The organism is Massilia agri, from assembly GCF_024753255.1.
Classification (GTDB): Bacteria; Pseudomonadota; Gammaproteobacteria; order Burkholderiales; family Burkholderiaceae_D; genus Telluria; species Telluria agri.
This window is the reverse complement of the sequence record NZ_JANUHA010000011.1, coordinates 161,375-170,889: the sequence shown is the minus strand read 5'-3', so window position 1 is coordinate 170,889 and position 9,515 is coordinate 161,375. Positions and strand designations below refer to the sequence as shown.

Genomic DNA, 9,515 nt, shown 5'->3' with positions numbered 1-9,515 from the left:
AGCCCTGCGCAAAGGCAGGGCTTGTTCATTCAGCTTATTTCGACTGATAAATCTTGTCGAATTCTCCGCCATCGTCGAAGTGGCGATCCTGGGCCTTGCTCCAGCCGCCGAACAGCTCGTCCACAGTGAAGAGCTGGATCGGCTTGTAGTTCGCCGCATACTTCTTCATGACCGCATCGGAGCGTACACGCAGGAAGTGCTTGGCGCCGATTTCCTGCCCCTGCGGCGAGTACAGGAAGTTCAGGTAGGCCGTCGCTTCCTTGCGCTGCTTGCGGCGGTCGACCACCTTGTCGACCACGGCGACCGGCGACTCGGCCAGGATCGAGACGGTCGGGTAGACCACCTCGAAGTTGTCACCGAATTCCTTGCGCACCATGCTCACTTCGTTCTCGAAGGTCACCAGCACGTCGCCGATCTGGCGCTGGGTGAAGGTGGTGGTGGCGGCGCGGCCGCCTGCGTCGAGGATCGGCACGTTCTTGAAGATGCGGCCCACCAGCGCGCGCGCCTGGGCGTCGTTGCCGCCCTTCTTCAGCACCGAGCCCCAGGCCGCCAGGTAGGTATAGCGGCCGTTGCCGGCGGTCTTGGGATTCGGGATGATGACCTGCACGCCCGGACGCGCCAGGTCTTCCCAGTTGCGGATGCCTTTCGGGTTGCCCTTGCGCACCAGGTAGACCATGGTCGAGTAGTAGGGCGCCGCATTGTTCGGGAACTTCCTGGCCCAGTCCTTCGCCACCAGGCCGCGCTCGGCCAGCATGTCGATGTCGTTCGCCTGGTTCATGGTGACGATCGAGGCTTCCAGGCCGTCGGCCACCGCGCGTGCCTGCTTGCTGGAGCCGCCGTGCGACTGCTTGATGCTGATGGTTTGTCCGGTCTGCTGCTTCCAGGCGGCGATGAAGGCCGGGTTGATGTCCTTGTACAGCTCGCGCGCGACGTCGTAGGAGACGTTGAGCAGCTCGGTGTTGGCTGCGCTCGCACTCAGGGGCAGGGCGGAGAACAGTGCGAGGGACAGGAGGATGCGACGAACGGGGGAGGTCGGGGTCATGTCGTGTGCTCTTTTCATGAACTTGTTTGTACAAGCTGAATCATCCGTACATTCGTCAAATTACGGAACAATAGTTTTGTCATATGCTTAGTACGGATGAGCGCAGCGCCCGCCCGCACGGCCGCCCGCAGCAGGTCCCGCCGGTTTCGGTGTATAGTCGGGCCCTTCAGTGCGCCGGCGGCGCCAGTATTGACCGTATTTGAACGAACCAGATTGATGCCAGATGTCCATGCGTTTTGAAATCCGACAGGCGGCGCCCATTGACGCATCCGCTGCCTGCGCGCTGCTGCGCCGTTCCATCGAGATCGGAGGCAAGGCCGACCACGAGGGCAAGCCGGCCGTGCTCGAAGCATGGCTGGGCAACAAGACCTCCGCCAATGTCGCGACCTGGTTCGCTTCGCCCAGCAATTTTGCCGTCGTCGCCGAGGGCGAGGACGGCAGCCTGCTGGGCCTGTGCCTGCTGACCCAGGCCGGCAAGATCGCTCTGTGCTACGTGCTGCCGGAGGCGTTGCGCCTTGGCGTCGGCCGTGCGCTGCTCGACGCCGCGGAACAGCATGCGCGCACCTGGAACATCAAGAAGCTGCACCTGTACAGCCCGCCGAGCGCCAGCGCCTTCTTCGAGCGCCAGGGCTACATCAACGCCGGCAAGGACACCTCCTGCTTCGGCATGGAAAGCGACCTGCTGTGGAAGAGCCTGGAAGAAAGTTGCGAGCTGGCCCCGGGCGCGGCCCGCAAGCGCTTCTGCAACTGCAACGGCTGAATCAGTCGGCGTTCGCGGTTGGCAACACATGCACGATCACATCTTTGTCGATTGAGAAGCTTACGTTATAGTAACCATCTCATCCAGAAGAGTGTCTTATGGTTTCACGTAGAGATTTCCTGCAAGGGGGCGCCGTTCTCGGCGCCCTGGGGGCCATCGGTGCTCCCCTGAATGTGGCGGCCGGGACCACCGACATGGCGCCGCCGCCCGACCTGTTCGACGCCCAGCTGCTCGATATCGATTTCTGGGTCAAGCCGCGCACCCTGTCCGTGGTCAGGCCGCAGAGCGGCGAACGCGCCAAGGTGCTGTACTGGAAGGACGGTGAAGTCATCGACTCGGCCTACCAGGAACTGTGCCACATCCTGCGCGACGTCAACGGCCGCGAGACCGCGCCGATCGATCCCAAGCTCTTCGAAGTGCTGTGGGGCACCCAGGCCTTCATCGCCCGCTACGGCATGAACCAGCCGCTCGAGATCCTGTCCGGCTACCGCACCGAAGCGTCCAACAAGCGCCTGGTCGAGGAGGGCGTGCCGGCCGCGCGCAAGTCCCTGCACATGGTCGGCAAGGCGGCCGACATCCGCATCGCCAGCCTGAACGAGGAGGTGCTCGGCGGCCTGATCCGCAGCTTCCGCCAGGGCGGGGTCGGCTACTACTACCGCTCCGGCCCCAAGGGCGGCTGGATCCATGCGGACACGGGCCTGAACCGTACCTGGAAGGGCTGATCCGGCGCGGGCGACCCGTGCGAGCGGACCATCGGACTTGGGCTAATATGAAGTGGTCAGGGCCGGGGCGGGGCGTCCCGGCTTCCATCTCACCTTTCCCAAGGAGGCAAGCATGGCAACGATGAATGCTCCAACGATGGACCGCAGGACCACCGGCGAACGGCGCGTCGCATCGCACGCAACACAGCGCTCGGCGATGTCCGCCCTCGACTACCTGGCGATGGCGCTCCTGATCATCGGCGGCCTGAACTGGGCGATGGTCGGCCTGTTCGATGTCGACATGGTCGCCACCATCTTCGGTCCGGGCACCCCGGCGACCCGCATCGTCTATGTCGTGGTCGGCCTGGCGGCGCTGTATTCGATCTATACCACCGCCAAGATGGCGGGCAGCAAACGTCACTGAACGGCGCGCGCGGGATGCGGGTCGGGTTGATTTCCGATACGCACGGGTTGCTGCGCCCGCAGGCGCTGGATTTCCTGCGGGGCAGCGACCATATCATCCACGCCGGCGACATCACCGGGCCCGAGATCCTCGCGCCCCTGGCGGCGCTTGCGCCCCTCACCGTCGTGCGCGGCAACAACGACCGCGGCGCCTGGGCATCCGGACTGCCGCATACCGCAACGCTGCAGCTGGGCAGCATCGCCATCTACGTCATCCACGACATCAAGGACCTCCCGCTCGATCCACGCGCGGCCGGCATGCGCGTGGTCGTGTCCGGGCATTCGCACAATCCCGCCAGCAGCGAGCGCGACGGGGTGCTGTTTGTAAATCCCGGAAGTGCAGGGCGCCGCCGCTTTACCTTGCCGATTTCGGTTGGTGAACTGTTGATAGACGGTGGTCAAGTGACGGCCAGACTGGTAACGCTGGCCATCGATTGACCCGTAGGGTGGACGGCTTCGCCGTCCGCGCGTTCAACCAGCGGATGAACAATCGTGCCGCATCCATTCAAACGGGAGTTGAACGCGCGGTCGGCAGAGCCGACCACACTACTATTTCATCGTGTAGCTTGCCCACGCGGTATCCACCGCGAAGTTGCGCGTGGTATCCCAGTAGGTGAAGCTGTAGCGCACCACGTCCCCGATCTTCAGGCCGCCGGCGGTATACGTGTTGGTCGTGCCGTCCAGGCGCATGCGCAGGTTCTGCTGCGGACCGTTGTTGACCGTATAGTGCACGTCGGCCCAGCTGCCGGTATTGGTGCTGAACTGCAGCGCGGTGGCCGAAGTCTGGGTGACCCAGGTCGGGCCGGTCGGCGTCGGCGTCGGGGTGGTGGTGCCGCCGCTGCCCGAATCCCAGACGATGTCGTCGATCGCGAACTGGAAGGTCGAGGCCGGCAGGCGGTTGGCGTCGCTCGAGATCATGAAGACGTCGAGCAGGGACTGCGCCGCCACCTTGGTGCCGAGCAGGGTCGAGACCGGGATGCTGCCCTGCGCCCACTCGCCGTTGCGCACCAGGCCGTGGGTCGTGGTGTTGGCCGGGAAGTTGACCCAGTTCTGGTTCGTGTAGGTGTCGCCCACGCCGATGTTGAAGGAGACGTTGGCCGGGATCTTGATGCGGAAGCGCATCGTGCCGTTGCGGTAGTTCGTCAGGTCCCTTGCCTGGCGCGCCTGCACGCCGCCGCCGAACCACTGGCCGGGCGCCGTGTAGGCCCAGGCGATGACGTTGCCGCCTTCATACGGAGGCGTAGAGCCGGCCCCGCTCGAGGCGCCATTCCACAGGAAGATGTCGGAACTGGTGCCGGCCACCAGCTTGCCGTTCACGGCCGTGGTGTCGGTGAAGACGCCGAACTTGCCGGCCGCTTCGGGCACGGTCTGGTTGCCCAGCTTGACCTGGCCCTTGCCGTCCATCTGGTAGACCCGCACGTAGTCGACGTACATGGTGCCGGGCAGCGGCGCCGTCACCTGGCTTGGATTGGCCGCATCGGTGAAGTTGCCGCCGACGGCCAGGTTGAGCAGCAGGTAGAAGGGCGCCTGCATGGCCGTGGAGTTCACCGGCAGCGGCGCGTCGTACATATTGCGCTCGACGCCATTGTCGACCACGGTGAAGCGCATCTGGCTCTCGTCCCAGTACAGGCGGTAGGTGACGAAGCGGTTGGCGAGCGAGGTGGCGGGCACGTACCAGTTCTTGGTCTGCCAGGCGGTGGAGGCGGCGCAGCTCTCGTTGCCGGGCACGCAGGCGGCCTGCTGCCAGGTGATGACGTTGGAGCCGACGAAGTTGTTGGCCGAGGGGTTGCCGGCCGCTGCGCGCACCGAGGCTTTATGCCCCATCTCCATGATGTCGATCTCGCCGTTGCGCGGCCAGGTCTGCGGGCTCACGCCCAGCATCCAGGCGGCCGGCCACAGGCCGGTGGCGATGTTCGGCGTGGCCATGCGCACCTCGATCATGCCGTACTGGACCTGGACCTTGCCCTTGGTGTCGATCTTCCCGGAGGTGAAGACATTGCTGCCCACGGTCTGCGAGCGTGCCTGGATCGCCAGCGCGCGGGTGCCGGATTCGAAGGGCACGTTGACGATCGAGAGGTTGTTGGGACTGTAGTACTGCAGTTCGGCGTTGCCATAGCCGCACAGATTGATCTGGCAGCCGTTGCCGTCCGAGGGCGTCCAGACGGCGGTGTTCAGGCTCGTCCCGTTGAATTCCTCGGACCACAGCAGCTGGCCGATGACGGGATTGGTGACGCCGGCGCCGGCCTGCGCGCTACAGGCGAGCAGGACAGCGGCGGACAGGTTCTGGAAAGGTTTCCAAACTACGTTACGATTCGAGTGACGATTCTGGTTCTGGTTATTCACTTCGGCTCCTCATGTAACTCCGTGAAATATAGGAAGCGCCAGGACGGCCTTCCACGGTTTGCCAACTTGGTCGTTGGTCTCGAATGAACCTGCTGAGGCTGTGAATGGAAACCTTTCCATTTCGTGTTAGAAAATATATGCCGTATTGACGAGCGCGTCAAATCCAATCGTGCGGATGGGTTTGATGTGGATCAACGCACACGACTCTGTGATGTCAAAATGCCTTAAGATACTGCTCCTCCCGCTTTCACTGCATCACATGACTTCGCCATCCGATACCGCGCCGCAGCCGCGCTTCCGTCCCCGCCCCTGGACCCATCTCGAGACGCCGCAGGACGTCGAGCTCTGGATCGACGAGCACAACCGCGCGCTGCAGGAACTGGTGAAGCCCACCGAGACCGGTGTCGGGATTCTCTTCACCCTGGCCGAAGGCGGCGACGTGTACATGCAGACCACGGACGACGCCGTGGTGCTGGACGTCGAGCCGGACGCCGGCTGGATCGCGCCCCTCATCACCGCCGCGACCGGCGCGGAGCCGCCGCGTGGCCAGGTCTGGGTCCTGCCGAGCGACCGCCTGGTGCAGCTGATCCTCGGCCTGTCGACCCTGGTCCTGAGCACCACGCTGGTGGTCGGCCATCCTTTCGGCGCACGCGCCCGCCGCGGCGCTTACTAGGGCAGGGAAGGCCGGCCCTAGCCGCGGCTGTCATTTTTCGGTTATAAAGTCAGTTCTCCTGTCGATTGAGCGAGGATTGATGGTCAAGCACTCGAACCTGTTTTCGCGCCGCGCCGTCCTGGGCGCCGGCCTGGCCCTGGCTTTCCTGGCCGTGCAAAGCCCTGCGCAGGCGGCCGACCTGCTGCAGGAGGCGAAGAAGCGCGGCGTGCTGCGCATCGCGATGGAAGGGACCTACCCGCCCTTCAACTACAAGGACCCGAAGACCGGCCAGCTCACCGGCTACGACGTCGACGTCGCCAAGCTGGTGGCGAACAGGCTGGGCTTGCGCCCGGAATTCGTCGCCACCGAATGGGCCGCCATCCTCGCGGGACTGGCCGCCGGCAAGTACGACGTGATCGTCAGCCAGGTCGGCATCACTCCCAAGCGCGAACAGGCCTTCGATTTCTCGCGTCCCTACACCTATTCGCAACCCCAGCTCATCGTGCGCAAGAACGACCGCGCGACGTACACGAACCTGGCCGAACTGAAGGGCAAGCGCCTGGGCGTGGGGCAGGGCAGCGTGTTCGAGCAGCAGGCCAAGGCGGTGCCGGGGATCGAGGTCAAGAGCTATCCGGCGGCTCCGGAAAACCTGCAGGACCTGGCCTTCGGGCGCATCGACGCGGCCCTGAACGACAGCCTGATGGTGGCCTACCTGCTGAAGAATTCCCAGCTGCCGATCAAGGCCGGCGCCAAGGTCGGCGCGGTCGAGCGCATGGGCATCCCCTTCCGCAAGGGCAGCCCGCAGTTCAAGGCGGCGGTCGACAAGATCCTGCTCGATGCCGCCAACGACGGCACGCTGAAGGCGCTCTCGCTCAAGTGGTTCGGCATCGACGCCACCCGCGCGCCATGAGCGCCCCCGGCATCATGCGCGTGCAAGCGTGACGGACCTGATCGCGCTGCTGCGCGAGGCGGCGCCGGTGATGCTCACGGGCGCCGGCTACACGCTGCTGTTCGCCGTCGCCTCCATGATCGGCGGCCTGGCGATCGGCCTGCCCGTCGCCCTGATGCGCATCTCGCCCTGGGCCGCGCTGCGCCTGCCCTCTAGCCTGTACGTGAGCGCGATGCGCGGCACGCCGCTCCTGGTGCAGATTTTCGTGATCTATTACGGCTTGCCGAGCGTGGGCATCGAGTTCACCCCGGTGGCGGCGGGCGTGCTGGCGCTCTCGCTCAACAGCGGCGCCTACCTGTCCGAGAGCCTGCGCGGGGCCATCCGCGCGGTCAGCGAAGGGCAGTGGCGGGCGGCGTTCAGCCTGGGCCTGGGCTACTGGCAGACCCTGCACCACATCGTCATGCCCCAGGCCCTGCGCATCGCCGTGCCCTCGATGAGCAATACCCTGATCAGCCTGATCAAGGACACCTCGCTGGTCTCGGTGATCGCCCTGACGGAACTGATGCTGGCCACAAAAGAAGTGATCGCCACGACCTTCCAGCCGCTGCCGCTCTACATCGCGGCGGCCTGCATCTACTGGGTGCTGAGCCTGTTCTTCGAGGCGCTGCAGCGGCGCGCCGAGCGGCGCCTGAACCGCGCCCACATGACGCGCTGAGCAAATGGAAACGCGCACCGGGACTCGCCTCGGTGCGCGTTGGACAGCGAGCGTGCCCGTTCAACGATTGGCGCGCTGCTGGTCGGCCTGGCCGCCTTGCTGCTGACTACCTTGCTGGCCAGACTGCTGGTTGCCGGTTTGCTGGCTGTCGGACTGTTGATTGCCCAGTCCCTGGCCCTGGCCGGCGGTGCTGACCAAGTCCTTGTCGGGATCCGCGACAGCAGGATCGGGACGCGATTGCTTCTGCTGGTTGCTCTGGTTTTCACCCATACTCGGCTCCATGCTTGCTGCGATGACTCCATCATAGGCCTTCCACGCGAGGCGGCAATCAGACAGCTTCAGGTCTGCTTGTCGGAGGGTTCGCACAAGGCCGGCAGTACGCAGATACAAAAACACCGCGGCGGCCCGAAGGCCGGTCCGCGGTGTCGCCCCTGCCTTGAGGGTGCCGTCTAGCGGTTGCCGCGCCGCTTGTCGATGCTGTTGTCCTGGCTCCAGGCCTGGGACGCATCCTTGGCGGATTCGCCCTGGCGCGAACCCAGGTCATCCAGTGCCGGCGTGCCGCCGGAGGCGTGCTGGCCGCCCGATTGCTGGCTGCCCTGGCGGCCGGATTGCTGGCTGCCTTGCTGTTGCTGGCCGGACTGCTGGCTTCCCTGCTGGCGCTGCCCCGATTGCTGGCTGCCCTGCTGCTGACCGGACTGCTGGCTGCCCTGTTGCTGGCCCGACTGCAGATTCCCCGATTGGCGTCCCGACTGCTGGTTACCCGACTGTTGCTGGCCGCCCTGGTTCATGCTGAGGTCGTCCATGTCATTATCGTGACGCGGTCCCTTGACTCCATGTCCTTTGTTTTCACCCATGCCAGTCTCCTTGATCGATGGTTGAGGAGTCCATCTTAAACCCCTGAAGGGCAGGGGCAATCGGAATCGGTGAGGGGTGCCCGTAGGACTGGGAGTACATACTCAGCCGCCCATAACGCGGCTGCGGCAGCGTTTCAAGGTGCTTTCGGTGCAAGCCCCAATTCGTGCAGGAAACCTTGCATGCCCTTGTAGGCGCCCTTGACCTGCTCGAGCTTGAAGCCGCCGTGCCCGCCGCCGGGAATGGTGTGCAGCACATTCTTCACGCCGGCCTTGTCGAGCGCCGCCTTCAGGCGCACGCCGTGGGCATAGGGCACCAGGGGATCGGCGTCGCCATGGATCGTGTAGACCGCCGGGCCGTCGGGCCGCACATGGCTCAAGGGCGAGAGCGACTTCGCCAGCGCCTCGCGTCCCGGCATGCTGCCGAACCAGGCCACCGCATAGGAACGGATGTTCGGCCCCTGCAGCATGTCGGCAACATCGGTGATGCCGTACCAGTTGACCACCGCCGCCACCTTCGGCGCCGCGTTCGTGTACGGGCCGCTCCAGGTGGGTTCGTTGGCCGCGCACTGGTTGGTGAAGGGCGAATCCGAGGGAATCATCGCGGTGGCGAGCGCCAGGTGGCCGCCCGCCGAGTCGCCCGAGGTCACCACCTTGTTCACGTCGAAGCCGTACTTCTTCGCATTGATGCCGACCCACTGCAGCGCGCACAGGGTGTCCTCGACGGCCGCCGGGGCCAGCGCCACATTGGCCAGGCGGTAGCTGACGTTCACCACCGCGAAGCCCATGTGCAGGAAGGGCAGGGCGGACCATGCCGCGCGTTCGCGCGAACCGGCGACCCAGCCGCCGCCGTGGAAGTAGAGCACCACGGGCAGCGCTTTCGCTTCGCTGCCGGCCGGACGGTAGATGTCGAGCTTGAGCTCCTTGCCGCTGGCGGTCAGGTAATCGATGTCCGGCTGGATGCGGAAACCCTGGTCGCGCAGCAGTTTGAAGCGCGGGTTCTCCGCTTTGGCGTCGAAGGCCAGCGCCGCCGGGGCGCCGGAGAATCCGGCCAGCATGGCCAGCAGCAGCGCCGCCGGCCGTGTGGAAAAGGCGCGCAT

At 65.2% G+C, this 9,515-nt stretch carries 12 protein-coding genes; 7 read left to right on the top strand and 5 right to left on the bottom strand.

The window, feature by feature from the left end; all coding sequences use genetic code 11:
• Positions 1–34: 34 nt before the first annotated feature.
• The gene (locus NX780_RS16500; RefSeq protein WP_370663620.1) at positions 35–1,060 is read right to left on the bottom strand and encodes a sulfate ABC transporter substrate-binding protein; all 1,026 of its coding nucleotides are present in this window, start codon (positions 1,058–1,060) and stop codon (positions 35–37) included.
• 211 nt (positions 1,061–1,271) lie between these two features.
• Between NX780_RS16500 and NX780_RS16495 the strand changes: the two genes are divergently transcribed.
• The 4 genes from NX780_RS16495 (at position 1,272) to NX780_RS16480 (ending at position 3,403) form a co-directional block, all read left to right on the top strand.
• Entirely contained in the window at positions 1,272–1,802 is a 531-nt protein-coding gene (locus NX780_RS16495) for a GNAT family N-acetyltransferase (RefSeq protein ID WP_307732893.1), read from the top strand.
• Positions 1,803–1,900: 98 nt separating this feature from the next.
• Positions 1,901–2,524, top strand: a complete 624-nt coding sequence (locus NX780_RS16490) for a YcbK family protein (protein ID WP_258828959.1) — start codon at positions 1,901–1,903, stop codon at positions 2,522–2,524.
• 112 nt (positions 2,525–2,636) lie between these two features.
• Complete coding sequence (locus NX780_RS16485; RefSeq protein WP_258828958.1) at positions 2,637–2,927, top strand: DUF378 domain-containing protein; 291 nt, start codon at positions 2,637–2,639, stop codon at positions 2,925–2,927.
• Between the two features lie 14 nt (positions 2,928–2,941).
• Positions 2,942–3,403: a metallophosphoesterase family protein gene (locus NX780_RS16480; RefSeq protein ID WP_258828957.1), complete on the top strand. Its 462-nt coding sequence runs from the start codon at positions 2,942–2,944 to the stop codon at positions 3,401–3,403.
• 111 nt (positions 3,404–3,514) lie between these two features.
• Here NX780_RS16480 and NX780_RS16475 read toward each other — a convergent pair whose 3' ends face one another.
• A complete protein-coding gene (locus NX780_RS16475; RefSeq protein WP_258828956.1) occupies positions 3,515–5,308 on the bottom strand; it encodes a glycoside hydrolase family 16 protein in 1,794 nt (597 codons plus the stop codon).
• A gap of 259 nt (positions 5,309–5,567) precedes the next feature.
• Here NX780_RS16475 and NX780_RS16470 point away from each other — a divergent pair, with 259 nt between their 5' ends.
• The 3 genes from NX780_RS16470 to NX780_RS16460 all read left to right on the top strand — a co-directional run bounded on the left by NX780_RS16470 (position 5,568) and on the right by NX780_RS16460 (position 7,564).
• The gene (locus NX780_RS16470) at positions 5,568–5,981 is read left to right on the top strand and encodes a hypothetical protein (RefSeq protein WP_258828955.1); all 414 of its coding nucleotides are present in this window, start codon (positions 5,568–5,570) and stop codon (positions 5,979–5,981) included.
• 79 nt (positions 5,982–6,060) lie between these two features.
• Positions 6,061–6,870: a transporter substrate-binding domain-containing protein gene (locus NX780_RS16465; protein WP_258828954.1), complete on the top strand. Its 810-nt coding sequence runs from the start codon at positions 6,061–6,063 to the stop codon at positions 6,868–6,870.
• A 70-nt stretch (positions 6,871–6,940) separates the two neighbouring features.
• Positions 6,941–7,564 (top strand): amino acid ABC transporter permease, encoded by a 624-nt coding sequence (locus NX780_RS16460; protein ID WP_258828968.1) that lies wholly within the window; start codon positions 6,941–6,943, stop codon positions 7,562–7,564.
• A gap of 60 nt (positions 7,565–7,624) precedes the next feature.
• Here the strand turns inward: NX780_RS16460 and NX780_RS16455 are convergent, their stop codons facing one another.
• The 3 genes from NX780_RS16455 to NX780_RS16445 form a co-directional block, all read right to left on the bottom strand.
• Positions 7,625–7,834 carry a hypothetical protein gene (locus tag NX780_RS16455; RefSeq protein ID WP_258828953.1) on the bottom strand — a complete coding sequence of 70 codons (210 nt, stop codon included), beginning with the start codon at positions 7,832–7,834 and terminating at the stop codon, positions 7,625–7,627.
• 179 nt (positions 7,835–8,013) lie between these two features.
• Positions 8,014–8,367, bottom strand: coding sequence for a hypothetical protein (locus NX780_RS16450; RefSeq protein ID WP_258828952.1), 354 nt, complete (start codon positions 8,365–8,367; stop codon positions 8,014–8,016).
• Between the two features lie 185 nt (positions 8,368–8,552).
• A complete protein-coding gene (locus NX780_RS16445) occupies positions 8,553–9,515 on the bottom strand; it encodes an alpha/beta hydrolase (RefSeq protein ID WP_258828951.1) in 963 nt (320 codons plus the stop codon).

Coding starts and splice junctions, on each gene's coding strand:
- NX780_RS16500 (WP_370663620.1), bottom strand. CDS start 1,060: ATGAAAAGAGCACACGACATGACCCCGACCTCCCCCGTTCGTCGCATC.
- NX780_RS16455 (WP_258828953.1), bottom strand. CDS start 7,834: ATGGGTGAAAACCAGAGCAACCAGCAGAAGCAATCGCGTCCCGATCCT.
- NX780_RS16465 (WP_258828954.1), top strand. CDS start 6,061: ATGGTCAAGCACTCGAACCTGTTTTCGCGCCGCGCCGTCCTGGGCGCC.
- NX780_RS16490 (WP_258828959.1), top strand. CDS start 1,901: ATGGTTTCACGTAGAGATTTCCTGCAAGGGGGCGCCGTTCTCGGCGCC.
- NX780_RS16470 (WP_258828955.1), top strand. CDS start 5,568: ATGACTTCGCCATCCGATACCGCGCCGCAGCCGCGCTTCCGTCCCCGC.
- NX780_RS16445 (WP_258828951.1), bottom strand. CDS start 9,515: ATGCGCGCCTTTTCCACACGGCCGGCGGCGCTGCTGCTGGCCATGCTG.
- NX780_RS16450 (WP_258828952.1), bottom strand. CDS start 8,367: ATGGACGACCTCAGCATGAACCAGGGCGGCCAGCAACAGTCGGGTAAC.
- NX780_RS16495 (WP_307732893.1), top strand. CDS start 1,272: ATGCGTTTTGAAATCCGACAGGCGGCGCCCATTGACGCATCCGCTGCC.
- NX780_RS16460 (WP_258828968.1), top strand. CDS start 6,941: ATGCTCACGGGCGCCGGCTACACGCTGCTGTTCGCCGTCGCCTCCATG.
- NX780_RS16485 (WP_258828958.1), top strand. CDS start 2,637: ATGGCAACGATGAATGCTCCAACGATGGACCGCAGGACCACCGGCGAA.
- NX780_RS16480 (WP_258828957.1), top strand. CDS start 2,942: ATGCGGGTCGGGTTGATTTCCGATACGCACGGGTTGCTGCGCCCGCAG.